Source organism: Streptomyces sp. NBC_00250, assembly GCF_036192275.1.
Taxonomy (GTDB): domain Bacteria; phylum Actinomycetota; class Actinomycetes; order Streptomycetales; family Streptomycetaceae; genus Streptomyces.
The window spans coordinates 3,716,592-3,741,070 of record NZ_CP108088.1; the positions used below are offsets into that span (position 1 = coordinate 3,716,592).

Genomic DNA, 24,479 nt, shown 5'->3' on the forward strand with positions numbered 1-24,479 from the left:
GGGCCGTCGTGGGGCAACTCGGACCATTGACACGGCAGTTGGTCTAGGCCAATGATGCCGCCATGCCGAGACTCCGTCTGCGTCACGCCCTGCGTGCCGCGCTCGCCGCCCTCGTCCCCTTCGCGCTCCTCGGCGCGGTCACGGGACCCGCGCACGCCGCCCCGGGGGCGGCCTGGCCCGAGCCCGTCCCGGTGGTCTCGCACGTCGAGACCACCGACCCGGTCGTCTTCATCACCATCGACGACGGCTGGTTCCACGACCCGGCCGCGGCGAAGCTGCTGCTCGACCGCCGGGTGCCCGCCTCCCTCTTCCTGCTGCCCGGCGCCTACTCGTACGACTCCGGCTACTTCCACACCCTGCTGAACCAGGGCCGTTCCCGCGTGGAGAACCACACCGTCAACCACCCGGACCTGACCACCCTCGACGCCGCGGGCCGGAGGGCGGAGGTCTGCGGGGCGCGCGACCAGCACCTCGCGCAGTTCGGCGACGGGCCGCGGCTGCTGCGCCCGCCGTACGGCGCGTTCGACGAGAACACCCGGACCGCGGCCCGCGCCTGCGGCGCGAAGGCCCTGGTGACATGGACGTACGACCTCACCACCTGGGGCCAGTGGACCCCGCCGACGCCGACGCTCAAGGCCGGCGACATCATCCTGCTGCACTTCAACGAGACCCTGGAGCAGGACCTGAAGCGGGCCCTCGACGCGGCCGAGGCCGCCGGTCTGAACCCCGCGCCGCTCAGGGAGTACGTCCCCGAGTAGACCCCTAAAGGATCACGTGCGGGAGGAAGCGGGCGTACTCGTCGGTGACGAGGCCCGACGACTCCCGGATCCCGAGCCCCGCCGCCTCGTCCTCGACGACCCACGCGCCGAGCACCACCCGGTTGCCGTCGAAGTCCGGCAGCGGGGCCAGCTCCTGGTAGCAGCAGGGCTCCCCGTCCCGTACGAACGGCTCCGTGCCGGCCTCGTGCAGGGTGACGCCCGCGCCCTCGCGGCCGAGCAGCGGCTTGGCGACCCAGCCGTTGGTCGTGGCGAGTTCGCGCGGCCCGTCGAGGTAGGCGGGCAGCAGATTGGGGTGGCCCGGGTACAGCTCCCACAGGATCGCCAGGAGCGCCTTGTTGGAGAGCAGCATCTTCCAGGCGGGCTCGATCCAGCAGGTCGTCCCGGTGCCGCCGCCGTTGTCGAGGGTGTCCAGGACGTGCCGGCCGAAGCGGTCGGTGGTCAGCCACTCCCACGGGTAGAGCTTGAAGCAGCTGCGGATGAACCGGAGCCGGTCGTCGACGAAGCGGCGCGAGAGCCGGTCCCAGCCGATCCGTTCGACGGAGAGCGCCTCGGTGTCGAGCCCGGCCTGCTGGGCGGTCTCGCGCAGATACGCGACCGTCATCAGGTCCTCGCCGAGTTCGTCGCCGTCCGAGTGCGCGAAGTGGAGCGGGCCGGGGGGCAACAGGTGGGCCTGCTTCTTCCACGCGTCGACGAGCCGTTCGTGGAGGGAGTTCCACTGGTCGGCGCCGGGGAACCGCTCTTCCATCCAGAACCACTGCGGGCTCGCGGCCTCCACGAGCGAGGTCGGGGTGTCGGCGTTGTACTCCAGCATCTTGGCCGGGCCGGTGCCGTCGTAGCGCAGGTCGAACCGCCCGTAGAGGGACGGAAGTTCCGCGCGCCGACGCCAGGACTCGGCGACCAGGGACACGAGCTTCGGATCGGTGAACCCGAGCTCGGCGAACCGGTCCCGCTCGACGATGTGGGCGGCCGCCGCCAGGCACATCGCGTGCAGCTCCTCGACGACCTCCTCCAGGGCCTCGACCTCGGGCAGGGTGAAGGAGTAGTAGGCGCTCTCGTCCCAGTACGGGCGCAGCGAACCGTCCGGGTAGCGGGTCAGCGGGTAGACGAGCCCCTGCTCCTCCACCGTCTCCTGCCAGCCGGGCCGGGGCTCGATCGTGTGCCGTCGCATGTGCCGGGCCTCTCTCAGCCGCCGCCGGAACCGGAGCAGCCGAAGCCGCCGGTGTCGACGGCCTTCTTGTCGAAGCTGCCGCCGCTCACCTGCTTGTCGCGTATGGAACCGCCGTAGTAGTACGAGCCACGGGTCGTGCCGCCGTTGTCGTCGTCGCTGCCGCCGCCGTTGCTCTCGCACTCGTAGCGGGGCAGCTCCTCCCGGGTCAGCGGGTCCACACACCGCTTGTCCGGCTCGGAGCCGCACGCGGTGATCGTCGCCGCGAGCACGCCCATCCCGCCGAGCACCACCGTGCTCGACCTCAGCCTCCGCATGTCCGTCGCCCTCCCGATCGCGGTCGCGACCCCTGCGGTCACACCGGCCGCCGTTCACGCTTGTCGCGTTCACGTCTGTCGCGACCGCACAGTGTAGGCCGGTGATTTCCAGCCGCAACGCCTAGAGTCATTTCGTGCTACTCGGGATGATTTGTGCGCTCGCTTCGTCCGTCTGCTTCGGCGCGGCCTCGGTTCTCCAGGCGATGGGCGCCCGCGCCGCGACACCGGGGACCGGTGGTGGCGTCGACGTCGCCCTGATGGGGCGGGCGCTGCGACAGTGGCGATATCTCGCCGGACTCGCTCTGGACGGAACCGGGTTCGTCCTCCAGATCGTCGCCCTGCGGACCCTGCCCATCTACGTGGTGGGCGCCGCCCTCGCCGCGAGTCTCGCGGTCACGGCGGTCATCGCCTCCCGCTTGCTGCGGGTGCGGCTGAGCCGGGTCGAGTGGACGGCGGTGGCCGTGGTCTGCGCGGGGCTCGCGCTGCTCGCCCTCGCCGCCGGGAAGGAGGGCCACCGGGAGGGCTCGGACGCCCTGCGCTGGGCGCTGCTCGCGGCCGCCGTCGGGGTGCTGCTGCTCGGCGTGGTGGGCGGCAGGCTGCCGCAGCGGCCCCGCGCCCTCGTCCTCGGCCTCGGGGCGGGCTTCGGCTTCGGGGTGGTGGAGGTGGCGGTCCGGCTGATCGACGGCATCGATTTCGCCGACCCGGTCTGGTACGCGCTCCTGGTGGGCGGCGGAGCGGCGTTCCTGCTGCTGACCTCCGCTCTTCAGCGCGGCTCGGTGACCACGGCGACGGCGGGCGCGGTCCTCGGCGAGACGATCGGGCCCGCGATCATCGGGGTGGTCTGGCTCGGTGACCGTACGAGGGAGGGGCTCGGCTGGCTCGCGGTCACCGGCTTCGCGATCGCGGTGGCGGGCTCCCTGACCCTGGCCCGCTTCGGCGAACCACCGGAGGTGGACGAGACCGGGCGCGTCGTGGCCGCGGGGGCGGGGACCGGCGCGGGTCCGGCGAAGGGTTAGGTCCTGTCCGGCGAAGGGTTGGGTCGTGTCCGGAAAGTCCCTCCTGGACGCCTCTCAGGGGAGCACCCGGCACAGCGCCTGGAGGGCGCCCTGCCAGGCGCTGTCCGGTGGTGTCGCGTAGCCGACGACCAGTCCGTCCAGGGTCGCCGGCACCGCCGGGCGGCGGAACTGGTTGACGCCCTGGACGGCGAGGCCGTTCCAGGCCGCCGCCCGCAGGACGTCCTGTTCGGTGCCGGGCGGCAGGGCGAGGACGGCGTGGAGGCCGGCCGCGATGCCGCTGACCCGGGTGTCGGGCGAGTGCGCGGCCACCGCCGCCACCAGCTGGTCGCGGCGGCGCCGGTAGCGCAGCCGCATCGCCCGTACATGCCGGTCGTACGCCCCCGAGCCCAGGAACTCCGCGAACGCCAGCTGGTCCGGCCCGCCGCACACCCAGTCCACGGCCCCCTTCGCCGCCACCACCTCGCCGACCAGGCTCTCCGGCAGCACCATCCACGCGAGCCGGAGCCCGGGGGCGAGCGACTTGCTCGCGGTGCCGAAGTAGACGACCCGCTCGGGATCGAGGCCCTGGAGCGCGCCCACCGGCTGCCGGTCGTACCGGAACTCCCCGTCGTAGTCGTCCTCCAGGACGAAACCGCCCGAGGCGCGCGCCCAGTCGACGACCGCCGCGCGCCGGTCCGGGGGCAGGGCGCCGCCGAGCGGGAACTGGTGGGCGGCCGTCATGAGGACGGCCCCGACCGAACCGAGACCGCCGGGCGCACGGGGCTCCTGGGACTCCCGGGACTCACTGGACTGACGGAGCTCGCGGGGCTCCTCGGACTTCCCTTGTGCCGACAACTCCTCGACCCGGGTGCCGCGTTCGTCGAAGGGCAGGATCGGGGTGCCGAGACCGGCGCCGGTGAGGAGGCCGGCGTGGAGGCCGAGCCCGTACGACTCGATCGCCACGTCCCGTACGCCCCGGCTCCGCAGCACCTGCCCCAGCAGCATCAGGCCGTGCACGAAGCCCGCGCAGACGACGATCCGCTCCGGCCGGGCGTGCACGCCCCGCGCGCGGGCGAGGTACTCGGCGAGGACGGTGCGCAGTTCGATCCGGCCGCGCGGATCGCCGTACCCGAAGGCCTCGTTCGGGGCGGCGGTGAGCGCCCTCCGGTACGCCTTGAGCCACTCGGTGCGCGGGAAGGACGCCAGGTCGGGTGTGCCGGCCTTGAGGTTGTGCGCGGGCGCGGAGGGCCGGGGCAGGGCAAGCGCGGGAGAGCCCACGAGCCGTCCCGCCGGGCGCGCGCCGTCACGGCGGGGGTCGGCGCGGCGCGGCTCGTCGCGGCGCGGCTCGGCGCGCCGGGCGACCCGGGTGCCGGAGCCCTGCCTGGCCGTCAGCCAGCCCTCGGCGACGAGTTCGGCGTAGGCGTCGGCGACGGTGTTACGGGCCATGCCGAGGTCGGCGGCGAGCGACCGGGAGGACGGCAGCCGGGTCCCCGCCTCCAGGCGCCCGCTGCGCACCGCCTCCCGCAGGGCGTCCATGAGACCGGCCCGCAGGCGCGGACCCCGGAGTTCCAGATGGAGGTCGGCCCCGAAAGTGGCCCACTCGTTTGCCATGACAATGGACCATACTCCTGAGCCACCCCGCTCGTACGGTGAAGGCATGATCACTCACACGGACATCGTCGACACCACCGGGACCGCTACGGCCGCGAAGACCGAGTACGCCCACGAGCACGCCCCCCGCCTCCCCCTCGCCGAGCGCGTCCCCGAGTTCTACCGGGCGATGCTGCGCCTGGAGGCGGCGGCCGCGAAGGACATCGACCCGACCCTGTACCACCTGATCAAGATCCGGGCCTCGCAGGTCAACCACTGCGCCTTCTGCATCGACATGCACACCAAGGACGCACTGGCCGAGGGCGAGACCGTCGAGCGGATCGTGCAGCTCTCCGCCTGGGAGGAGTCCCGGCACTTCTACACCGAGCGGGAACTGGCCGCCCTCGCGCTGACCGAGTCCGTCACCGTCCTCACCGACGGCTTCGTCCCCGACAAGGTGTACGCCCGCGCCGCCGCGCACTTCGACGAGACCGAGCTCGCCCGGGTCATCAGCGCGATCGTCGTCATCAACGCCTGGAACCGGATCGCCGTCACCACCCGGATGACGCCCGGCCACTACACCCCGCGCGGCGCGTGAGCGTCGGTGCGGGCGTGGGGGTGACCGGGGGCGCGACGGCCGAGGCCCTGCGCGCCCTCCACCGGGACCGGGCCGCCGGCGATCCGCTGGTGCTGCCCGGCCCGTGGGACGCGGTGAGCGCCCGCGCCTTCGAGGCGACCGGTTTCCCGGCGCTCGCGACGCCGAGCGCCGGGATCGCCGCCGCCCTCGGGTACGAGGACGGGTCGACACCGGTGGCGGAGATGTTCGCCGCCGTGGCCCGGATCGTCCGCGCCGTCTCCGTACCCGTCACGGCGGACCTGGAGGGCGGCTACGGCCTCTCGGCCGCCGAACTGGTGGAGCGCGTACGGGAGTCGGGGGCCGTCGGGGTGAACCTGGAGGACACCGGCCCGGACGGCGGGCTCAAGGACCCGGCGGCGCACGCCGAGTGGCTGGCGGAGGTACGGGCCGCTGCGGGACCCGGTCTCTTCGTCAACGCGCGCGTGGACGTGTACATCCGCCGGGCGCCCGAACCGGTCCACGCGGCGATCGAGCGCGCCCGGCGCTACACGGAGGCGGGCGCGGACTGCGTCTACCCGATCGCGGCCCCGCCCGCCGACCTCCCCGTCCTCCGCGCCGCCCTGGGCGACCTCCCGCTCAACACCCTGGCCAGGCCGGGCGGCCCGCCCTTCGCCGACCTCGGACGCCTCGGCGCGACCCGGATCACCTTCGCCGACGGGCTGCTCCGACAGGCGACGGACGACCTGTCGGCGCGGGCGGCGAAGCTCAGGGACGGCGGGGCTCTCTGAGCGTCCCCGATTCCCGATCCCCGAGGCCCGACGTCCGAAGTCCTGCCTCGGGGATCGGGGATCGGGAATCGGGGATCGGGGATCGGGGACAAGGAGCAGGGATGGAGACCCCCTCGCTCAGTACGCGCCGGGCCGGAAGAACTCCAGTGCCACCCGCAGGGATTCACGCTGCTTCGGCCAATCGCCCTCCGGGCCGGCGGCCAGGATCGCGTAGTGGTTGCCGTCCGCGGCCGTGAAAGCCCGGTCGACGACCTTGCGGCGGCTGCCGTCGTCCCGCGTGTACGCGTACACCAGTTCGGCGGCGTCGACCGGGGCGCCGGGTTCGCCGGTGAGCCGTTCGAGGCTGATCTCCCGGTAGCCGGTCTTGGTGCTGCGGCCGGCCTCGGAGGTCCCACGCAGGGCCTCGTACGGCGTGAGACCGGCCTCGGTGACGACGAAGACCTGGAGCAGGCTCCGGCGGTCGGGCGCGTTGTAGAAGACGCCTTGGTCGGACTCCGTACGGTCCCAGCCGTCGGGGACCGCGATCGTGAAGCCCTTGAGGTCCTCCACGACGCGGTAGCCGACCGGGGGCGCGCCGTCCGTCGGGGTGGCCGTGCCGGAGGGCGACGCCGAGTCCGACGGGGCATCCGACGGCGTGCCGGAAGGTGGGGCGGAAGGTGGGGCGGAAGGTGGGGCGGCCGTCGGGTCGGTGGTCCCGGTCGTGTCCTGCGGCGCCGAGACGGAGGCTGCGGGCCCGCCGCCCGCCGGGGACCGCCCGCCGTCGTCCTTGCCCCAGAGCAGCCAGCCGCCCACGGAGCCCGCCGCGAGGACGGCCACGGCGACCCCCGCCGCAACGGCCGCCCGCGAGCGCGGCCGGGCCGCCGGGGCGGCCGTTCCGGACGTGGGGTACTGCCAGCCGCCGGTCTCCGGCACGTAGGTGAGGCCGTGTTCCGGCGCGTACCCGGGGGCGTACGCGGGAGGGGGAGGCGGCGCGTACCTCTGCGGCGGAGGCGAGGACATGGGGTCCCGCGGAGGCTCGGGCCGGGGCGGCGGCGGGGGTCTGTCGGGGCCGCCCCCGGCTCCCTCCGCCGGACCGGGCGCCGTCCCCCAGGGCTCCCGGCTCTTCCCCCCGGACTCCCAGCTCTGTGTCTCCTCGTTCCAGCGGGCCCCGCCCCCGCCGCCACCCCCGTAGCCGCTCATCTCACCCACCGAGCAGGGCGCCGGCGGCCTGTCCGACGGCCACGCCCGACGCCAGGATCCCGGTCACCGCCCCCGCGTCCGTGAGGGCGCGGCGCAGCCGGGTGAGCCGTCCCGCGTCCGCCCGGCCCGTGCCCTCGATCTCGTTCTCGGCCTCGGAGAGTTCGGTGTCGAGGGCGGCGGTCTGCTCGGTGGGGACGACCCCGCCGAGGTCGGCGCGGAGCCGGCGGACGGCCCGGAGCAGTTCCTCCTGCAGCGGGTCGCGGTCCGGCGGGGTCCCGTTGACCGTGCTGGTGACGGTGTTGTGGTCGCCGATGGTGACGTTGCCCCCGGTGTTGGTGACATGGATGCCGCCGTGGGCGGCCCGGTCGTCGCCGGTGCCGTTCGCGGTGGTGTTCCCGGTCTCAGCCACGCTTGCCTCCGGTGCTCGCGTCGGTGAAGGTCTTGCTCGTGACGGTGTCGTGGTTGCCGGGGGTGACGTCGGCCTTGGTGTTCTCGATGAACGTGGCGTCGTCGTCGGAGCCGAGCTCGCGGACGGAGACCTCGGGGCCCTCGGGCAGCGCGGGTGCGGTGGCCGACCCGGCTGCTGGGGTAAGAACGACTCTGCCAAGACTCCCCCGAAAGTGTGTAACCACCCATGGTTACGGCTGACTTGGCCGTGAACCGGTGGGCCAGCATAGGGGAGGCGGGGGCTCCGTGTCGGCAGGAAATACAGCTCCGCTGGGCATGAAGGGCGGCGCCGTCACGGCAGAAAAAACGGCGCCCCCGGGCCGTACGGTCGGTCGTACGGTCCGGGGGCGCCGAGTGCGCGGAGCCTGGGCTCAGATGAGGCCGAGCTCGCGGACCGCGTCGCGCTCCTCGGCGAGCTCCGCCACCGAGGCGTCGATGCGGCTGCGGGAGAAGTCGTTGATCTCCAGGCCCTGGACGATCTCGTACGTGCCGTCGACGCAGGTGACGGGGAAGGAGGAGATGAGACCCTCCGGGACGCCGTACGAGCCGTCCGACGGGATGCCCATGGAGGTCCAGTCGCCCGCGGCGGTGCCGTTGACCCACGTGTGGACGTGGTCGATGGCGGCGTTCGCGGCCGAGGCGGCGGAGGACGCGCCACGGGCCTCGATGATCGCGGCGCCGCGCTTGGCGACGGTCGGGATGAAGGTGTCGGCCAGCCACGCCTCGTCGTTGACGGCCTCGGCGGCGTTCTTGCCGGCGATCTCCGCGTGGAAGATGTCCGGGTACTGGGTCGCCGAGTGGTTGCCCCAGATGGTGAGGCGCTTGATGTCCTCGACCGAGGCGCCGGTCTTGGCGGCGAGCTGCGAGAGCGCGCGGTTGTGGTCCAGGCGGGTCATCGCGGTGAAGCGCTCGGCCGGCACGTCCGGGGCGGCGGCCTGGGCGATCAGGGCGTTGGTGTTGGCCGGGTTGCCGACGACGAGGACCTTGATGTCGTCCGCGGCGTGGTCGTTGATGGCCTTGCCCTGCGGCTTGAAGATGCCGCCGTTGGCGGCGAGCAGGTCGCCGCGCTCCATGCCCTTGGTACGCGGGCGGGCGCCGACGAGCAGCGCGACGTTGGCGCCCTCGAAGCCCTTGCTCGGGTCGTCGAAGATGTCGATGCCCTTGAGCAGCGGGAACGCGCAGTCGTCGAGCTCCATGGCGGTGCCCTCGGCGGCCTTCACGCCCTGCGGGATCTCGAGGAGGCGCAGCTTGACCGGCACGTCCGCGCCGAGCAGGTGGCCCGAGGCGATGCGGAAGAGCAGCGCGTAGCCGATCTGGCCGGCCGCGCCGGTGACGGTGACATTCACGGGAGTGCGGGTCATGGCGATCTCCGTAAGACAGCTGGCGGTGGGGGTCCCTGCCCCTGGTGCGGGATAGCTCTCTTGATCGATCGGTGTCTCGACATGAAGAGATATCCAGCGGTCAGGCTATCCGACCCGGGCGCCGGTGAATCCCCACCCCCTTGTGGTCCGGCTCACTGCCGCCCGTCCGCACGGCTCGAACCACCCGTCCGTACGGCTTCGGCCACACGCCGGTTACGGCTCCGGCCGCGGGTCGGTCAGGGCTTCGACCACCCGCCCGCACGGATCCGGCCGCTGGTCCGCGCGCGCGTGCCTACGGGTCCGCGCGCGTGCCTACGGATTCCGCGCGCGTGCCTACGGGTTCGCGGTGCAGCCTTCGCTCCCGTCCGCGAGCAGGCCGCAGGCCCGCGCGGCCGTGCCGGAGCCGACCGCGACCATCGGCGTGTACGCGTCGGTCTCCACCGCCGCCGTGTCGGTGCCCGGGGCGACGGTCGCGCGCCGGGCGTCGTCCCCCACGCGGATGGTCACGGTGTCCCCGGGGGAGCCCTGGGTGAGCCGGGCCCAGGCGGCGCCGCAGGTCTCGCTGTAGCGGACCTCGACCTGCGCGGCGCCCACGCGGGCGAGGGCGACGGTGGTGGCGAGGGCGCCACCGCATCCCATGGCCTCGGGGTCCTGGCCCGTGCAGTCCGCTCCCGCGCAGTTCACCCCTGGCGGGAGGCTGGTGCGCTGTGTGGCGGGCGGGGCGGTGGTGGTCGCGGGCGGGGCGGCCACCCGGTCGTCCTCGCCGTCGGAACCGCCGAGGTCGACGAGGAGCAGGGCGGCGGTGACGACGAGCAGGGCGCCGAGGACGCCGGCGGCGTAGAGCAGGGCCTTGCGGCGAGGCGAGTCGGGGGTACGCGCGGGAGGTGCGGCGGAAGCCGAGTCGGAGCCCGGGTTGCGGGGCGGGGGCACTGCGGCGGCGGCAGGGGCCGAAGGCACTGTCGGGCGGGGCGGGTCGACGCGGCGGATCTGCATGGTGCTGTCACCACGGGCGCCGACGGCGTCACCCGCGGCACCGGCAGCACCCACGTCACCGGCGGCACCGATGCCGCGACCGCGACCGTCGCCGTCCTCGGGCTCAGGACCGGGCTCCGTACCGGGCTCACCGCGCCCGCCTCCCCAGCCCTCGACGAGGGCGGCGGAGCGGGCCCAGGCGCGCTCCGCGCGCTCCCAGTCGGTCGCGAGGCCCGCCGGATCACTTCCGGTCACCTCGGCGAGTGCCACGACGGCGCTCCGGGGCGCGGGCTGACGGCCGTTCAGATAGGTGTCCCACGCGGACCGTTCGTGTCCGGTGCGCTCGGCGACGGCCGTGACGCCGAGGCCGCTGCGGTCGATCAGCCGGCGGAGTCGTTCCGTGAACGCGCGGACGTCCGGGTCGAGTTCCTCCGGCAGCGCCTTCCAGCCGGCCATGGCGGCCCCCCATCGTCCCGTGGCTCCCGTGCCTCCCCTGCTTCCCCGAAGGATGGCAGGTCCAGGGGCGATGCGCGCCCCGGATGCGCAGCCGAGGTACCGGAATGGTCACTTCCGTGCCACAGCGCACCGACGGACCTTGAACCCGCCTTGGCACGTACATGACCCTTGATCGCAGCGGCGCCCGCCCTCCCACGGGGGAGAGGGCGGGCGCCGTGCCACGTACGTCCGGGTCAGGTGACCGTCAGATGGAGGACGTCCTCCAGGAACGGGATCCTCAGCCAGGGGCCCGGCTGCACCATGAGCGCGAGCAGCACGATCAGGCCACCCATCACCCCGTACGTGATCATGTCCGTGAAGCGGGACCGGACGGCGAGCATGCCCACCGAGGGCAGCACCCGGCGCATCACGGCCCCCACGAGGAGCGCCGCCCCGACCAGCATCGTGCCGATCCGGAAGGCCTGCTCGAAGGCGTCCGTACCCACCACGAGCAGCCCGATCCCGGCGAGACCGAGCACGGTGAGCAGCGGCCACTGACGGGCGGGTGCCGACGCGTCGCCGGGGGCCGCCCGGCCGCCGCCCTCGGGCCGCGCGGTGTCGGTGGTGAGGGTGGGCGCCGGCCGCTTCCAGCCGGGGCCGGCCGGGGCCGAAGCCGCATCCGTCGCGTCGGCGGCGTCCTGCGCGTCGGCGGCGTCCTGCGCGTCGGCGGCGTCCATGGCGTCCGGGTCCCGTCGGCCGTCCTTCGCGGCGCCGTCGGACGGCCCGCCCGGGTTCCCGGCCGTCCCCGGGGTCCCGGAGGTCACGTCAGAGCGCCGCGGCCGCGCGCTCGGCGGCCTCGACGACGTTGACGAGGAGCTGGGCGCGGGTCATCGGGCCGACACCGCCGGGGTTCGGGGAGATCCAGCCGGCCACCTCGGCGACGCCGGGGTCCACGTCGCCGAGGATCTTGCCCTCACCGTTGCGCGAGACGCCGACGTCGAGGACGGCCGCGCCCGGCTTCACGTCCTCCGGCTTGATCAGATGCGGCACACCGGCCGCCGCCACGATGATGTCGGCGTTGCGCAGGTGCGCGGAGAGGTCCCGGGTGCCGGTGTGGCACTGGGTCACGGTCGCGTTCTCGGAGCGGCGGGTGAGGATGAGCGGCATCGGACGGCCGATGGTGACACCGCGGCCGACGACCACGACCTCCGCGCCGTTGATCTCCACGCCGTGCGCGCGGAGCAGCGTGATGACGCCGTTCGGCGTGCAGGGCAGCGGGGCGGGCTCGTTCAGCACCAGTCGGCCGAGGTTGGTCGGGTGCAGGCCGTCCGCGTCCTTGGCCGGGTCCATCAGCTCCAGGATCCGGTTCTCGTCGATGCCCTTCGGCAGCGGGAGCTGGACGATGTAACCGGTGCAGGTCGGGTCCTCGTTGAGCTCCCGTACGACCGCCTCGATCTCCTCCTGCGTCGCGGTGGCCGGAAGGTGGCGCTGGATGGAGGCGATGCCGACCTGGGCGCAGTCGCGGTGCTTGCCCGCCACGTACTTCTGGCTGGCCGGGTCGTCGCCGACGAGGACGGTGCCCAGGCCGGGCGTGACGCCCTGCTCCTTGAGGGCCGCCACACGGACGGTCAGATCGGACTTGATCGCGGCTGCGGTGGCCTTGCCATCGAGAATCTGGGCGCTCATGGTGACATCCTCCCGGATGACCCCCGCCTTGTTCCAATTCGCTCGTGCCGGGCGGCCGCTCCCGCGGAGCGACGGGTTGCACTTGCACAACTCCGATGCGTATCGACTGGACAAAAAGTCGACGTTGCGACCACGATGATCGGCGAAGTACCGCGGAAAGTGCCGGGGGGAATCCGCTCACAACCGTGAAGAGTCCTCCGCGCGGGCCGCGTCGTCCCCGCAAAGAGAAAAATTTCACGGAGGAATCCCGCGATGAGCTTCGGTGACCCGAACAACCCCTACGGCCCGCCGCAGGGCCAGGGCCAGGGCCAGCAGCCCGGCTACGGCTACCCGCAGCAGGCCCCCCAGGGCGTGCCGCCGCAGCAGGGCTACGGCTACCCCGCGGCTCCGCCGATCTCTCCGTACGGCCCCGGTGGCTACCCGCAGGGCCCGGCCAAGATGCCCGGAATGATGACCGCCGCGCGCGTGCTGCTCTTCATCATCGGCGGCCTGCAGATCGTCGTCGGCGTCATCGCGGCCATCGCGATCGGCGCCGCCTCCAGCGCGGTCGACGACTCGGACGCGGCCACCGGCCTCGCCGGCCTCGGCTTCGCCATCGTCGCCGTCCTGCTGGCCTTCGCCGGCCTGGCGATCTTCCTCGGTGTCCGGTTCTCCAAGGGCGGCACCGCGATCCGCGTCATCACGATCATCTACGCCTCGCTGATGATCGTCGGTTCGCTCGGCAACTTCGCCCAGGGCGAGCCCAGCGGCGTCTTCGGCGGCGTCATCAGCCTCGCCATCAGCGGCGTCATCCTCGCCTCGATGATCGGCTCGCAGGCGTCGGCCTGGTTCAACCGCCCGCGCTACTGAGCACGGGGCGCACGGCACACGCAAGACGAGGAGGGCCCCGTTCCAGGTGATTCACCTGGAACGGGGCCCTCCTCGTCGTACGGGGCCTGCCCCAGGACGTCGTACGGGGCCGGGCGACGTCCTGGCCGGGCCGGTCGACGTCCGGCCGACTCGGTCGACGCCCTGCGCCTCCGCCGTCAGACCCGCTTGAGGACCGCGAAGCCGTCCGAGCGGTGGGTGATCTCGTACCGCGCCTCCGGATGCAGTTGCGAAGCCAGCTGCTCCGGGTCCGAGACCTGCTGCGACCAGCCGCGCAGGTCGAAGGCGAGATAGTCCGGGGTGGCGCCCTTCGACGTGCCCACCCAGTAGACGCGGTGGTCCGCCGTGAGGTGCGCGAGGAGCGAGACGTCCGCCTCCACGCTCACGCCCTCCGGCACCGCGTCGACCGCCGCGCGCGCCTGCTCGGTCCGGGTGTCCGTCCGGTACGTCTCCGCCTTCGTCAGCTCCCGCAGCGGCAGGTTCACGGCGAGGACCAGCGCGACCGCCGTAGCGACCGGGACGACGACCTTCCCGTACGAGGCGAGCCACGCGCGCGGCGAGGTGCGCACGGAACGGACGCCGTCCACCAGGGCCAGGAAGACCACCGGCATGAGGATGGCGCTGTAGTGCCAGTGCATGCCCCAGTGATTGGGGTCCTGGGAGAGCAAGCGCCAGCCGAGCGTTGGCAGGACCAGCAGGATCAGCGGGGAGCGCAGGGCGAGGAACCCGGTGACGGCGAGCAGGAAGATCACCATCTCCCAGCGCTCGCCCGAGGCGAGGGCGTCGCCGATGACCTGCCCGAAGGAGGTCTCGGCGCCCTGCCCGGTCTTCTCGATCTTCGACCAGTAGTCGTACTCGCCGACCCGGCTCGCCGCCGGGATCAGGACGAGGACCGTCAGGGCGAAGGCCGCCGCGCCGAAGCCGGCCAGGGCCGCGCCGAGCCGCTTCTGCCCCTTCAGGAAGAGGACCACGCCGACCATGGAGACGGTGAGACCCATGTCCTCCTTGACGAGGACGAGCGGCGCGGCCCAGGCCGCGGCCGCGGTCCAGCGGCCGAGGAGCAGCGCCCGGCAGGTCAGGGCGAGCATCGGGACGGCGAAGGCGATCTCGTGGAAGTCGGACTTGACCGCCTCCTGGAGCCCCCACGAGAGCCCGTACGCGAGGGCGAGGCCGAGGCCGGCGGCCCGGCTGCCGAGGATCTGCTGGGTGGTGCGGCCGACGACGACGGCGCCGGAGGCGAACAGCGCGGCCTGGGCGAAGAGCAGGGAGACCGGTGAGGACCAGACCCAGTAGAGCGGTGCGAGCAGCGCGGTGACGGGGCTGAAGTGGTCGCCGAGTATGTGGAAGCCGGGGCCCTTGATGTCGACGACCGGGGCCCGGAACTCGGCGTACGCCCGGACCGACTGCCCGAAGATCCCGAGGTCCCAGGACGGGGTGCGGAAGTGCGCGTACTGCACCCAGGAGTAGAGGAAGTACAGGCCGCAGAGGACGGCCGCGAGGATCAGGTACGGGCGGAGCGGGGCCGGAGAGAGGCCATCCGGCGACTCGGTGCGGGCGGCGCCCGGAGTGCCGGTGACGGCCTCCTCGGCGGACCTGTTCTGTACGTCCAACACCACGCCCCCACTACCAGTGGTCGACAAAAGAGCAACCCATTAGACCAGAGTCCACCCGATCGGTGGATCGGTCGCCGCCGGGGCTCCCGTAGCGCCACGAGCACTCTCGGTGACGTTCTGCATTCGTTTATCGCCGCTTCCTAGCCTGACGGCGCAGACCTCGGGGAAAGGAAGCGTCATGTACAGCATCATCGTGGTGCCCGCACCGGCCGCGACCTCCGGAGACCAGGTCAGACTGGCGCCCGGCGAACGACTCCACTTCGGCCGCACCGCACCGCGTACGGCCGGCGGCCGGCGGCACCTGGACGTCCCGCACCCCGGGGTGTCCCGTACCGCCGGAGAGATCGGAGCCACCGCGAACTACTGGACGCTCAGCAACTTCAGCACCGCCTCGACGTACGTCGTCGAGAACCCGGAGGGAGCCGGGGAGCACATCAAGATCGCGCCGGGCCGGGTCGACGCACCGGTGCCCTTCGAGTTCTCCCGGGTCGTACTGCCCGCCGGCAGCGACCTGGTCGACTTCTGTGTCTGGGCCCCCCGCCACGACTACGTGGAACGCGCGCACACCGCCGAGGACGGCGAGCCGACCGCGCTCGCCTTCCCCCTCGACCGCTCCAAGCGCTACTTCCTCGTGCTCGCCGCGCTCTGCGAACCCCGGCTGCGCGGCGAACCGCACGCACCGCTGCCGACCGCCGACGCGATCGTGGACCGGCTCCGCCCGCTCTGGCCCGCCGCGAACCGGGCCGCCGTGCAGTGGAACATCGACTACCTGGCCGTGAAACTCCGCCTGAAGCCCGGCCCCGACACGGCGGACGCGGGCCCGCGCCTCAACGGCAAGAAGGAGTCGCTGGTCTCGCTGGCGCTCCGCTTCGACCTCGTACGGGAGGACGACCTGGAGCCGTTCGCCCGGGTCCCGGTCGCCGGACCGGTCCGATGAGCGCGGCCCCCGAGCACACGCCCGTCCCGGTACCGGAGGGGTACCGCGTCGGCGACTGGACCGTCGAGCGCCCCCTCGGGTCGGGAGCCTTCGCCACGGTGTACGCGGCCCGGCGCACGGCCCCGGCCGCCCCGGGCCACCCGTCGGCACCGACGGGACTCCCGGCCCGCGCGGCCCTCAAGTTCCTGCCGACCGGCACGCACACCCCCCGTCAGCTGTGCCATCTGCGGGACCTCGCCGAACGGGAGATCGCGCTGTTGCGGCGGCTGCGCTCGCCCCACCTGATCCGCCTGTACGAAACCCTCACCGTCGACGATCCGGACCGCCCCGGCCTCGACGGCGCCACCGTCCTCGTCCTGGAGGAGGCCGAACGCTCCCTGCACTCCCTGCTGACCGGCAGCACCCCGCCGAACGCCGGCCCCGCACTGCTGACCCAGGTCTGCGAAGGGCTGCGCCAACTGCACACCGCGGGCTGGGTCCACGGCGACCTGAAACCCGGGAACGTCCTGCTGATGAAGGACGGCACCGCCCGGCTCGGCGACTTCAGCACCGCGAGCGAACTCGACGGCACCCACGCCTACTCCCCCGCCTTCGCCACCCCGGACTACACCCCGCCCGAGCTGCTCTGGTCCGACGTCGGCGCCCGGGGCGCACGGATCCGCCCCACCTCGGACGTCTGGGCCTTCGGCGTCCTCGCGCACACCGTCCTCACCGGCGCCCACCCCCTGCCGGGCGGCACGCCGAACGCCCGCCGGGACGCCGCCGTCCGCTACGCCCGGGGCGAGGAGGAACTCCGGCTCTCCCCCGAACTCCCTCCCGCGTGGCGGGACATCATCAGCGACTGCCTGCGCCCCACCCACGAGGAACGCTCGGCCCACGACGCGGCGTCCCTGGTCCGCCGCGCCACCCGGGCGGCCGCGGGCAGCACCCCCCGGTTCCCCCTGCTGCGCCGCATGCGCCGCTCGCGCCGTCTGTCCGGACCCCGCGGGGCCACGCGGCTGGCCACGGCCACCGGGGCGGCCGTGCTGGCCGCGGCCCTCAGCCTCGTCATGCTGCGGGACGCCCCCTCGGCGGAGGCGGCGCAGGGCTACGACCGCTGTCCGATCGGCCACGCCTGCTTCTTCACCGAACGCGACGGCCAGGGGGAGATGTGCGCCTGGTACGACGACGAGAAGGACTGGCAGACCGGGATCATCGTCTGCGCCTGGGGCCGCGACTCCGCACCCCGGTCCGCCGTCAACAACGGCTACGTCGGCGATCCGCTGGACGACGTCCAGTTCTACGGGGACGCCGGCTACCGAGAGCCGCTGGGCTGCCTGCAGACCAACGAGGCACGGAACCTGGACGGCGCCGCCGGCGTGCGCTCCCTGAAGTGGCTGCCGGACTGCTGATCCACGGCCACGGACGCCGGCCGCCCCCACCGCCCGTTCCCTTGCCCCGCCGGTCCCCCCGCTCCCCGCTCCCCGCTCCCCGCTCGCCGCTCCCCGCCCTCGGACTTCCGAGGTACCCGGGGCGTCCCGCCCCCGCGAAGGTGGTGCCACGGACCGAAGGGGGACACCGTGCGACACGCGCTCACGGCACTGGCACTGGCACTGGGAACGGCCACCGCTCTCACCGGCGGTCTGCTCCTCTCGTGCGCGCCGCCGAACGACCCCGGGGAAGCGACGGCGGGAGGCGGTGAAAAGCGGTCGGCACCGGCCGAGTCGAACGCGTCCGAGCGAGCGCTGCTCGACCGCGCCGATCAACTCCTCGTCCAGCGCTGCATGAGCAGACGGGGGATTCCGTACTGGACCGTGCCTCGGCTGTCCGAGGAGGAGAGCCGGGGCGTCGGCTACGTCCTGGACGACGTGGCATGGGCACGCGAGTACGGGTACGGCGGCCGGCTCCGGTACAAGGAGCTCGCCGCCAAGCGTGCCGACCTCAATCTGATCCACCGCGGCAAGCTGACCGGGCAGCGGCTCACCGAGTACACCGACGCGCTGTACGGCGGGCCGGACACCCCCGTCCTGTCGGTGAACGTCCCCAGCGGCGGGACGATCAGCAGCCGGCTGGGCGGGTGCCACGGAACGGCCCTCGAAGAGCTGTACGGAGACCGGGCCACCTGGTTCCGCGTCGACAAGATCGCCGCGAACCTGACCCCGCTGTACGCCGCCGAGCTGCGGAGCGACCCCCGTTTCAGGAGCGCCGTCACCGCGTGGTCCCGCTGCATGAGGAGCGCCGGACACCCCTACCCGGACCCCGCGGCCGCCCACGGCGCCGCCGCGAAGGCCACGGCCCCGGACGCCGGGACGACTCCCGGGAGCTCCGACGAACGGCGGGCGTTCGCCGCCGAGGTGAGGCTGGCGGTGGCCGAGGCGACCTGCGCCGTGAACAGCGGCCTCGGGAAGACCGGCCGGGCGCTGGAGACCGAGTACCGCAACAAGCTGGACGGCGTGTACCTCGACGCACTCGCCGAGCACGCCGGCATCGAGCGCCGGGCGCTCGCCCGCGCCCGGGACATCACCGGTGCGCGGCCCTGACTTCCCCAGCACACCGCTGCGGACGAGCACGCCTCCGTCACGGAGGCCCACGCAAGGAGGAACACCATGATCAAGCGCAGGATCGGCGTCGCCACGGCCGCCTTCGGACTGGCCGCGCTCGGCCTCGCCCTGCCCGGAACGGCCGCGCAGGCGGCGTCCGAGGGTGCGACGGGAGCGCCGGCCGCGGGATGCGACGGCGTCTGGAGGGCACACCAGGGCGACGGCAACATGTGGGCGTTCAGCGGCAGCGACTGCTCCGGGACCGAGCTCGGCCGCAGCCCGTCCTGGGACTCCAACTGGAGCAACTCCTCGGGCCCGTTCCAGGGCGACGACAACGACCGGGCCACCTCGCTGGTGAACACCGGGACCCAGGGCGGCCGTGACACCGTCGCGTTCTACCTCGGCTCCGGGTACGAGGGCGGACACGGCTGTGTCACCTTCGGGGAGAAGTACGTCGACAACCTCGACGACGACACGTTCACGACGGGTGTCGCCGCCAACAACGCGATCAGCTCCCACCAGTGGGTGACCGCATCGGCCTGCAGCAAGTTCTTCCACTGATGCGCCGGCTGATCCTCGCGGTCCTCGGCGTGGCGCTGCTCGCGCTCGGACCGGGGGCGGCCTGGGCCACCTCCGCGTCCGCCTCCGCCTCCGCCTCCGCCTCGACCGATGCGGCGGCCACGGCCGCGAAGCCCGCCTTCCAGATGCCGTTCCCGTGCGGCACACAGTGGCAGCTGAACAGCTACGACTCGGGGCACGATCCGGCGCTCGACATCGTCGCCAAGGGGAACCCGGGATCCGACGGCAAGCCGGTACTCGCCTCGGCTCCCGGCACGGTCACCGCCGTGTACGAGGACGCGGGCGCGGGCAACGTGGTGCAGATCAAGCACAGCGGCGGCTGGTTCTCCGTCTACTACCACCTGGAAAGCCCGGTGGTGGCGAAGGTCGGACAGCAGGTCGCGGCGACGACCCGGATCGGGTCGATCGGCAAGACGGGCGCCAACTCGGGAGGCTGGGCCCATCTCCATTACGAGCAGCGGTACCTGGCGTCCGGCGACTTCACCGACGAGAGCCACCGCCGGCCGGTGCACTTCGACGGGACGCTCTACACCGGCGTCGGCAAGGAGTGGAAGAGCGTCACCAGTGCCAACTGCTCGCCGGCCGCGCCGTGGCAGGACTGCCCGTCCGGATACGTGTGCTTCTACCCGAACGCCGACGGCACCGGCAGCGTCTGCAGGACCGACCGGGACGCCACCGCCCTCGACTGCGGTCTCCGGAAGTCGTACTTCAACAACGGGACGGTCGACCCCGGGTACGACCGGGTCCGGGTGAACGGCACCGGACCGTGTCTGGAGCGCGCCGCACGAGGGGCGTTGCCCGGCGGCGGACTGACCGTGACGGCCGTCAGGTGGGTGGGGAGCTGCTGACACCGACGACGGGGGCGGCCCCGGCACCTGAAGAGGTGCCGGGGCCGCCCCCGTCGTCCGGATGACCCGGATGACCCGGATGACTCGGATTACTCAGTTGCCTCAGTGGAAGAAGTGGCGCGTCCCCGTGAGGTACATCGTCACGCCGGCCTTCTTCGCGGCCTCGACCACCAGCTCGTCCCGCATCGAGCCGCCCGGCTGCACGACCGCCTTCACACCGGCCGCGGTGAGGATCTCCAGGCCGTCCGGGAAGGGGAAGAAGGCGTCCGAGGCGGCGTACGAGCCGCGCGCCCGCTCCTCGCCCGCCCGCTCGACCGCGAGCTTCGCGGAGTCGACGCGGTTGACCTGGCCCATGCCGACGCCGACCGAGGCGCCGTCCTTGGAGAGCAGGATCGCGTTGGACTTGACCGCGCGGCAGGCCTTCCAGGCGAAGGAGAGCTCGGCGAGCTCCTCGGCGGAGAGGGCCTCGCCGGTCGCCAGGGTCCAGTTCGCCGGGTCGTCGCCCTCGGCCTGGAGGCGGTCGGTGACCTGGAGCAGGGCGCCGCCGTCGATCGGCTTGACCTCGACGGGGTTGCTCGGGGCGCCCTCGGCCTTGAGCACACGGATGTTCTTCTTCTTGGCGAGGACCTCGACGGCCCCGTCCTCGTACGCCGGGGCGACGATGACCTCGGTGAAGATCTCCGCGACCTGCTCGGCCATCGCGACCGAGACCGGGCGGTTGACGGCGATGACGCCGCCGAACGCGGACAGCGGGTCGCAGGCGTGCGCCTTGCGGTGGGCCTCGGCGACGTCGGCGCCGATCGCGATGCCACACGGGTTGGCGTGCTTGATGATCGCGACGCAGGGCTCGGTGTGGTCGTACGCGGCCCGGCGCGCGGCGTCGGTGTCCGTGTAGTTGTTGTACGACATCTCCTTGCCGTGCAGCTGCTCGGCCTCGGCGAGGCCGCCCGTGCCGTCGACGTAGAGCGCGGCGCCCTGGTGGGGGTTCTCGCCGTACCGCAGGACGTTGTTCCGCTCGTACGTGGCGCCCAGGAAGCCCGGGAAGCCGCTGTCGTCGGCGGCGGCGTAGTCGTCGGCGAACCAGGAGGCGACGGCCACGTCGTACGCGGCGGTGTGCCGGAAGGCCTCGCCGGCGAGGCGCTTGCGGGCGGTCAGGTCGAAGCCGCCGGCCTGGACGGCGGCGAGCACGTCGGCGTACCGCTCGGGGCTGGTGACGATCGCCACGGAGGGGTGGTTCTTGGCCGCGGCGCGGACCATGGACGGGCCGCCGATGTCGATCTGCTCGACGCACTCGTCGGGAGTGGCGCCGGAGGCGACGGTCTCCTTGAACGGGTAGAGGTTCACGACGACCAGGTCGAAGGGCTCCACGCCCAGCTCGGCGAGCTGCTCGCGGTGCGACTCGAGGCGCAGGTCGGCGAGGATGCCGGCGTGCACGCGCGGGTGGAGGGTCTTGACGCGGCCGTCCAGGCACTCGGGGAAGCCGGTCAGCTCCTCGACCTTGGTGACCGGCACACCGGCGGCGGCGATCTTCCCGGCCGTGGAGCCGGTGGAGACGAGCTCGACGCCGGCCTCGTGCAGACCGCGGGCCAGCTCTTCGAGCCCCGTCTTGTCGTAGACGCTGACCAGCGCGCGGCGGATGGGCTTAACGGTGTCCGTGTTCACCGACATGAACCTTTCGTCCCTCAATGCGATAGCCGTGCCGGGCGAGGCGCCCCACGACGTCGACGAGCAGCGAGCGCTCGACTTCCTTGATGCGCTCGTGCAGAGCGGCTTCATCGTCCTCGTCCCGCACCTCGACCACGCCCTGGGCGATGATCGGGCCGGTGTCGACACCGTCGTCGACGAAGTGGACGGTGCACCCGGTGACCTTCGCGCCGTAGGCGAGGGCGTCACGCACCCCGTGGGCACCGGGAAAACTGGGCAGCAGAGCCGGGTGGGTGTTGACGACCCGGCCGCCGAAGCGGGCGAGGAACTCCTTGCCGACGATCTTCATGAAGCCGGCCGAGACGACGAGATCCGGCTCGTACGCGGCGGTGGCCTCGGTCAGCGCGCGGTCCCACTCCTCGCGGGTCGCGTGGTCCTTGACCCGGCAGACGAAGGTCGGCAGCCCGGCGCGCTCGGCGCGCTCCAGACCGGCGATGCCGTCGCGGTCCGCGCCGACGGCGACGATCTCCGCGCCGTAGCCCTCGGGGTCCGCGGCGATGCCGTCGAGGAGGGCCTGCAGATTGGTACCGGAACCGGAGACCAGGACGACGAGGCGGGCGGCAGCCACTGGGTCACTCTTTCCGTGGTGTTTGTACGGTCGTACGAACGAATCGTGTCGCTCTATACGGGGAACCCTACGAATGGCTCGACCGTCAGCAACGATACCGGCACACCGGACGGCCCCCACGGGACGGGGGCGGGGCAGGGCGGTAGCGTCAGGGTCCGACGCCCGACGATCAGCAGACAGCAGCAGAAGAGACAGCAGCGGAGACCACGGGTGCGGCCGTGGTCGTGACGACAGAGGGAAGACGTTCAGCAGATGCCGGAACGCCAGTCCACGGACGACAACAACCCGTTCGCGCCGCCGCCCGAGGGCCGGCCGGATCAGCCGTGGCAGCCGCGGCGACCGGAGGGCTCGGACGATGAGACGTCCGGGGACTCCGGGTCGTCGGGGCCGTCCGACGGCCGCTGGAGCCCGCGCCAGCCGGGCCCCTCGAACGACGGCTTCGGCCGTGGGCCCGAGCGCCAGGGAGGCGGCCCGGGAGGACCGGAGGGCGGCCCCGGGCAGGGTGGCCCCGGCCAGGGCGGATCCGGCGGACGGGGGCTCCGCTGGGACCCGACGGACCCGGCGCAGCGACGCGCGCGGTACGCGATCCTCTCCGGCATGTGGGCCTTCTTCTTCGCCATCTTCGAGATCCCGGAACTGGCGCTGCTGCTCGGCGCCCTGGGTGTCTACTGGGCGATCAGCTCGCTGCGCGCCAAGCCGAAGCCGGCGGACGAGCTGTCGCCGACGTCACAGTCGGCGACCGCGCCGGCGTCCCAGCCCTCGGGACAGACCCCGGCCCGGCCGACGGGACAGGGCGCCACGGCGGCCCCGCTCCGCTCGATGCGGACGGCCGCGATCAGCGGCCTGGTCGCCGCGAGCGTGGCCCTGATGATCGTCGCGGTGGGCTTCACCATGCAGCTCGTCTACAGCGACTTCTACGAGTGCCGTGACGACGCCCTCACCCACGCCGGCCAGCTGGCCTGCAACGACCTCCTGCCGAAGCCGCTGCGCGCGGGCTTCGGGGTCCGGGAGTAGCGAGAGCTAGGGCGCGTCCGGAGGCGGTGGCGAGGCGGGTTCCCAGGCCGCCGGGAGGTAGTCGTAGGGCTCGAAGGCGGCGTCGCCGTACGGGTCGGCGTAGGGGGCGCTGTACGGATCGTCGGCCCGGCCGAGGTCCGGACCGGCCTCCGGCACGGCCGAGGTCGCCGGAGCCGTGTCCGGCTGCGCCTCCTCGGGCGTCTCCGGGTCCGGGGTGGACGGGGGTACGGGGCCGGGCACGGGCACGAGGCCCGAGGCGGCCCACTTCTCGGCCCCGGCCGCCGGTCCGGCCACGGAGGCCTCCGCCGGAACCGGCAGGGGCTTCGGCCGGGGGACGCGCCGGCCCCAGGCCCGTACGCCCAGGGCCACCGGCACCCCGACGCAGGCACCCCACAGGACCGTCGCCGCGCCCGTCTGCCACCACACGGGGCCGAACGCGGACAGCCGGCCGCTGCCGAGCGGGCCGCCCGCCGCCCCCGAGAGGACGGCGACCACGGCCCCGCAGCCCCAGGCCGCACCCAGCGCCGTGAGTGCCGTGTCCCGGGCCGTCCAGGTCCGTGCCGAGCGGCCCACCCGGCGGCCCTGGAGCACGGCGGCCACCAGCGGGACCGCCGCGGCCGTCCAGTGGATCCAGGTGCCGCGCCCTCCCTCGGGCAGCGCGGCGAGCAGCGGGAAGGGCGGCAGGGCCGGGTCCCCGGCGAGGCCCAGCGGGGTCGCGAGCGCGCCCGTGCCGAGGGTGAAGCCCGGCCCGAGCCCGTACGCCGCCCCCCAGACGGCCATGTTCGGCAGCAGCGCGAGCACAAGCAGCAGCACCGCCACCCGCCCCGACCACTCCCCCGAAAGGGCGGCGTACGCGGCCTGGGCCTCGCCCGCGTGCCAGGCGAGGGAGACCGCCGCCGCCACCGCACCGCCACCGAGCAGCGTCACGAGCCCGAGCCCCGTCGCGCGCACGGCGGCGGCGGCCTGCCGCTGTTCGGGGAGCGGGCGGCCGAGCGCCGTCCAGGCGCCGGCCCCCGCCGCGCCGACCACGACGGCGGGCAGCCAGAGCCCGGCGGTGATCAGGTCGGCGGGCAGCGGGCCGCTCTCGCTGTAGACCACGACGGCGGCCGCGACCAGGAGATATCCCCCGGCCACGGCGGCGACCGCACCGCCCGTGGACGGGCGTGACCGGTCGCCGCGGTCGTCCGCGTCGAGGGTGTCGCGGGCGGCCCGGTGGACGAGCCAGACGGGCAGGACGACCAAGAGCATCGGCACGATGCCGAGGGGCGCGGGCAGGCCGGACAGGGTGTCCGTACGGACGAGGTCCACGCCGTGGGCGAGCAGCCAGAGTCCCGCCGCCAGGTGGAGGGCGCCGCCGGGGCCGCTGTCGGGGTACGGGGAGCTGATCCAGGCCGCGACCACCAGGACCGCGAGGGCGCCGAGTCCGAGTCCGGCGGCGACCCCGCCCCGGACGCAGGCGGTGGCGAGCGCGGCGGAACGGCCGCCCTGGACCAGGGGGTGCTCGGTCACATGGGTCACGGGGTCATGCTGCCAACGACA

Annotated in this window: 25 protein-coding genes; 11 read left to right on the top strand and 14 right to left on the bottom strand. The window is 73.4% G+C overall.

Annotated elements, in window-relative coordinates; translation table 11 throughout:
* Positions 1–62 precede the first annotated feature (62 nt).
* A complete protein-coding gene (locus OG259_RS16535) occupies positions 63–758 on the top strand; it encodes a polysaccharide deacetylase family protein (RefSeq protein WP_328942982.1) in 696 nt (231 codons plus the stop codon).
* A gap of 4 nt (positions 759–762) precedes the next feature.
* Here OG259_RS16535 and OG259_RS16540 read toward each other — a convergent pair whose 3' ends face one another.
* Positions 763–1,947: a glutathionylspermidine synthase family protein gene (locus OG259_RS16540; RefSeq protein WP_328942983.1), complete on the bottom strand. Its 1,185-nt coding sequence runs from the start codon at positions 1,945–1,947 to the stop codon at positions 763–765.
* Between the two features lie 14 nt (positions 1,948–1,961).
* The gene (locus tag OG259_RS16545; RefSeq protein ID WP_328942984.1) at positions 1,962–2,261 is read right to left on the bottom strand and encodes a hypothetical protein; all 300 of its coding nucleotides are present in this window, start codon (positions 2,259–2,261) and stop codon (positions 1,962–1,964) included.
* 146 nt (positions 2,262–2,407) lie between these two features.
* On the opposite strand from OG259_RS16545, the gene OG259_RS16550 reads away from it, so the two are divergent.
* Complete coding sequence (locus tag OG259_RS16550) at positions 2,408–3,277, top strand: hypothetical protein (protein WP_328947102.1); 870 nt, start codon at positions 2,408–2,410, stop codon at positions 3,275–3,277.
* 54 nt (positions 3,278–3,331) lie between these two features.
* Here the strand turns inward: OG259_RS16550 and pdxR are convergent, their stop codons facing one another.
* Positions 3,332–4,867: a MocR-like pyridoxine biosynthesis transcription factor PdxR gene (gene pdxR / locus OG259_RS16555; protein ID WP_328942985.1), complete on the bottom strand. Its 1,536-nt coding sequence runs from the start codon at positions 4,865–4,867 to the stop codon at positions 3,332–3,334.
* Between the two features lie 46 nt (positions 4,868–4,913).
* Here pdxR and OG259_RS16560 point away from each other — a divergent pair, with 46 nt between their 5' ends.
* Positions 4,914–5,444, top strand: a complete 531-nt coding sequence (locus tag OG259_RS16560) for a carboxymuconolactone decarboxylase family protein (protein WP_328942986.1) — start codon at positions 4,914–4,916, stop codon at positions 5,442–5,444.
* A gap of 20 nt (positions 5,445–5,464) precedes the next feature.
* Positions 5,465–6,211, top strand: coding sequence for an isocitrate lyase/PEP mutase family protein (locus OG259_RS16565; RefSeq protein WP_328947103.1), 747 nt, complete (start codon positions 5,465–5,467; stop codon positions 6,209–6,211).
* A gap of 117 nt (positions 6,212–6,328) precedes the next feature.
* Here OG259_RS16565 and OG259_RS16570 read toward each other — a convergent pair whose 3' ends face one another.
* The 7 genes from OG259_RS16570 to OG259_RS16600 form a co-directional block, all read right to left on the bottom strand.
* A complete protein-coding gene (locus OG259_RS16570) occupies positions 6,329–7,210 on the bottom strand; it encodes a hypothetical protein (RefSeq protein WP_328942987.1) in 882 nt (293 codons plus the stop codon).
* Between the two features lie 181 nt (positions 7,211–7,391).
* A complete protein-coding gene (locus OG259_RS16575) occupies positions 7,392–7,799 on the bottom strand; it encodes a hypothetical protein (protein WP_328942988.1) in 408 nt (135 codons plus the stop codon).
* On the bottom strand, positions 7,792–8,022 hold the full coding sequence (locus OG259_RS16580) for a hypothetical protein (protein WP_328942989.1): 231 nt from the start codon (positions 8,020–8,022) through the stop codon (positions 7,792–7,794). Before OG259_RS16580 ends, OG259_RS16575 begins: the two co-directional genes overlap by 8 nt.
* 186 nt (positions 8,023–8,208) lie before the next feature.
* Complete coding sequence (locus OG259_RS16585; RefSeq protein ID WP_328942990.1) at positions 8,209–9,198, bottom strand: malate dehydrogenase; 990 nt, start codon at positions 9,196–9,198, stop codon at positions 8,209–8,211.
* Positions 9,199–9,531: 333 nt separating this feature from the next.
* Positions 9,532–10,626 carry a helix-turn-helix domain-containing protein gene (locus OG259_RS16590; RefSeq protein ID WP_328942991.1) on the bottom strand — a complete coding sequence of 365 codons (1,095 nt, stop codon included), beginning with the start codon at positions 10,624–10,626 and terminating at the stop codon, positions 9,532–9,534.
* A gap of 233 nt (positions 10,627–10,859) precedes the next feature.
* Positions 10,860–11,429 carry a DUF3017 domain-containing protein gene (locus OG259_RS16595; RefSeq protein ID WP_328942992.1) on the bottom strand — a complete coding sequence of 190 codons (570 nt, stop codon included), beginning with the start codon at positions 11,427–11,429 and terminating at the stop codon, positions 10,860–10,862.
* A gap of 1 nt (position 11,430) precedes the next feature.
* On the bottom strand, positions 11,431–12,291 hold the full coding sequence (locus tag OG259_RS16600) for a bifunctional methylenetetrahydrofolate dehydrogenase/methenyltetrahydrofolate cyclohydrolase (protein ID WP_266895639.1): 861 nt from the start codon (positions 12,289–12,291) through the stop codon (positions 11,431–11,433).
* Between the two features lie 252 nt (positions 12,292–12,543).
* Here OG259_RS16600 and OG259_RS16605 point away from each other — a divergent pair, with 252 nt between their 5' ends.
* A complete protein-coding gene (locus OG259_RS16605; protein WP_328942993.1) occupies positions 12,544–13,140 on the top strand; it encodes a hypothetical protein in 597 nt (198 codons plus the stop codon).
* A 176-nt stretch (positions 13,141–13,316) separates the two neighbouring features.
* On the opposite strand, the gene OG259_RS16610 is transcribed toward OG259_RS16605, so the two are convergent.
* Complete coding sequence (locus tag OG259_RS16610) at positions 13,317–14,771, bottom strand: DUF2079 domain-containing protein (RefSeq protein ID WP_328947104.1); 1,455 nt, start codon at positions 14,769–14,771, stop codon at positions 13,317–13,319.
* Between the two features lie 178 nt (positions 14,772–14,949).
* Here OG259_RS16610 and OG259_RS16615 point away from each other — a divergent pair, with 178 nt between their 5' ends.
* From OG259_RS16615 to OG259_RS16635, 5 genes are all read left to right on the top strand, one after another.
* Positions 14,950–15,708, top strand: coding sequence for an FHA domain-containing protein (locus OG259_RS16615; RefSeq protein WP_328942994.1), 759 nt, complete (start codon positions 14,950–14,952; stop codon positions 15,706–15,708).
* Complete coding sequence (locus tag OG259_RS16620; protein WP_328942995.1) at positions 15,705–17,099, top strand: protein kinase domain-containing protein; 1,395 nt, start codon at positions 15,705–15,707, stop codon at positions 17,097–17,099. Before OG259_RS16615 ends, OG259_RS16620 begins: the two co-directional genes overlap by 4 nt.
* 168 nt (positions 17,100–17,267) lie before the next feature.
* A complete protein-coding gene (locus OG259_RS16625; protein WP_328942996.1) occupies positions 17,268–18,227 on the top strand; it encodes a hypothetical protein in 960 nt (319 codons plus the stop codon).
* A 66-nt stretch (positions 18,228–18,293) separates the two neighbouring features.
* Entirely contained in the window at positions 18,294–18,788 is a 495-nt protein-coding gene (locus OG259_RS16630; protein WP_328942997.1) for a hypothetical protein, read from the top strand.
* Positions 18,788–19,654, top strand: coding sequence for a peptidoglycan DD-metalloendopeptidase family protein (locus OG259_RS16635; RefSeq protein WP_328942998.1), 867 nt, complete (start codon positions 18,788–18,790; stop codon positions 19,652–19,654). Before OG259_RS16630 ends, OG259_RS16635 begins: the two co-directional genes overlap by 1 nt.
* Before the next feature lie 102 nt (positions 19,655–19,756).
* Here OG259_RS16635 and purH read toward each other — a convergent pair whose 3' ends face one another.
* Positions 19,757–21,322: a bifunctional phosphoribosylaminoimidazolecarboxamide formyltransferase/IMP cyclohydrolase gene (purH, locus tag OG259_RS16640; RefSeq protein WP_328942999.1), complete on the bottom strand. Its 1,566-nt coding sequence runs from the start codon at positions 21,320–21,322 to the stop codon at positions 19,757–19,759.
* Positions 21,297–21,926, bottom strand: a complete 630-nt coding sequence (purN, locus tag OG259_RS16645; RefSeq protein WP_328943000.1) for a phosphoribosylglycinamide formyltransferase — start codon at positions 21,924–21,926, stop codon at positions 21,297–21,299. The genes purH and purN overlap by 26 nt, the downstream gene beginning before the upstream one ends.
* Before the next feature lie 252 nt (positions 21,927–22,178).
* Between purN and OG259_RS16650 the strand changes: the two genes are divergently transcribed.
* Complete coding sequence (locus OG259_RS16650; RefSeq protein ID WP_328943001.1) at positions 22,179–22,940, top strand: hypothetical protein; 762 nt, start codon at positions 22,179–22,181, stop codon at positions 22,938–22,940.
* 6 nt (positions 22,941–22,946) lie between these two features.
* On the opposite strand, the gene OG259_RS16655 is transcribed toward OG259_RS16650, so the two are convergent.
* On the bottom strand, positions 22,947–24,458 hold the full coding sequence (locus OG259_RS16655; protein ID WP_328943002.1) for a cell division protein PerM: 1,512 nt from the start codon (positions 24,456–24,458) through the stop codon (positions 22,947–22,949).
* Positions 24,459–24,479: the final 21 nt, after the last annotated feature.

Coding starts and splice junctions, on each gene's coding strand:
- OG259_RS16550 (WP_328947102.1), top strand. CDS start 2,408: ATGATTTGTGCGCTCGCTTCGTCCGTCTGCTTCGGCGCGGCCTCGGTT.
- OG259_RS16560 (WP_328942986.1), top strand. CDS start 4,914: ATGATCACTCACACGGACATCGTCGACACCACCGGGACCGCTACGGCC.
- OG259_RS16600 (WP_266895639.1), bottom strand. CDS start 12,291: ATGAGCGCCCAGATTCTCGATGGCAAGGCCACCGCAGCCGCGATCAAG.
- OG259_RS16635 (WP_328942998.1), top strand. CDS start 18,788: ATGCGCCGGCTGATCCTCGCGGTCCTCGGCGTGGCGCTGCTCGCGCTC.
- OG259_RS16605 (WP_328942993.1), top strand. CDS start 12,544: ATGAGCTTCGGTGACCCGAACAACCCCTACGGCCCGCCGCAGGGCCAG.
- purH (WP_328942999.1), bottom strand. CDS start 21,322: ATGTCGGTGAACACGGACACCGTTAAGCCCATCCGCCGCGCGCTGGTC.
- OG259_RS16545 (WP_328942984.1), bottom strand. CDS start 2,261: ATGCGGAGGCTGAGGTCGAGCACGGTGGTGCTCGGCGGGATGGGCGTG.
- OG259_RS16540 (WP_328942983.1), bottom strand. CDS start 1,947: ATGCGACGGCACACGATCGAGCCCCGGCCCGGCTGGCAGGAGACGGTG.
- OG259_RS16590 (WP_328942991.1), bottom strand. CDS start 10,626: ATGGCCGGCTGGAAGGCGCTGCCGGAGGAACTCGACCCGGACGTCCGC.
- OG259_RS16620 (WP_328942995.1), top strand. CDS start 15,705: ATGAGCGCGGCCCCCGAGCACACGCCCGTCCCGGTACCGGAGGGGTAC.
- OG259_RS16585 (WP_328942990.1), bottom strand. CDS start 9,198: ATGACCCGCACTCCCGTGAATGTCACCGTCACCGGCGCGGCCGGCCAG.
- pdxR (WP_328942985.1), bottom strand. CDS start 4,867: ATGGCAAACGAGTGGGCCACTTTCGGGGCCGACCTCCATCTGGAACTC.
- OG259_RS16570 (WP_328942987.1), bottom strand. CDS start 7,210: ATGTCCTCGCCTCCGCCGCAGAGGTACGCGCCGCCTCCCCCTCCCGCG.
- OG259_RS16535 (WP_328942982.1), top strand. CDS start 63: ATGCCGAGACTCCGTCTGCGTCACGCCCTGCGTGCCGCGCTCGCCGCC.
- OG259_RS16630 (WP_328942997.1), top strand. CDS start 18,294: ATGATCAAGCGCAGGATCGGCGTCGCCACGGCCGCCTTCGGACTGGCC.
- OG259_RS16650 (WP_328943001.1), top strand. CDS start 22,179: ATGCCGGAACGCCAGTCCACGGACGACAACAACCCGTTCGCGCCGCCG.
- OG259_RS16615 (WP_328942994.1), top strand. CDS start 14,950: ATGTACAGCATCATCGTGGTGCCCGCACCGGCCGCGACCTCCGGAGAC.